The sequence below is a fragment of the Streptomyces poriferorum genome (assembly GCF_019399235.1).
GTDB classification, from domain to species: domain Bacteria; phylum Actinomycetota; class Actinomycetes; order Streptomycetales; family Streptomycetaceae; genus Streptomyces; species Streptomyces poriferorum.
The window spans coordinates 1-403 of record NZ_JAELVH010000659.1 but is presented as its reverse complement, the minus strand read 5'-3'; the positions used below and the strand labels follow the sequence as shown (position 1 = coordinate 403).

Here is a 403-nt window from a genome sequence, read left to right as displayed (position 1 = left end):
GTCAGTTCGGCACGTACAGCGGTGGTGTCTGGGGTGCCGGTGAGGTAGGCGATGAGGCGGTCGTCGCGGACGATGACAGCTGCCTGGGCGACGCCGGGCAGGGTGGTGAGGACGGTTTCGATCTCGCCGAGTTCGATGCGGAAGCCGCGGATCTTGACCTGGTGGTCGGCGCGGCCGAGGTATTCGATCTCACCGTCGGTGGTCCAGCGGGCGAGGTCACCGCTGCGGTACATGCGGGTCCCGGCCGGGCCGTAGGGGTCGGCGACGAAGCGCTCCGCGGACAGGGCGGGCCGGTTGAGGTAGCCGCGGGCCAGACCCGCGCCTGCGACGTACATCTCGCCGGGGACGCCGGGGGCGGTGGGCTGGAGGGCGCTGTCCAGGATGTAGAGGCGCAGGTCGGGGA

The 403-nt window shown here is 71.2% G+C and carries 1 protein-coding gene; it reads right to left on the bottom strand.

Going from position 1 to position 403, the window contains the following annotated elements; all coding sequences use genetic code 11:
* The coding region (locus JGS39_RS42175) for an acyl-CoA synthetase family protein (protein WP_219574692.1) at positions 1-403 on the bottom strand (403 nt) is incomplete at both ends.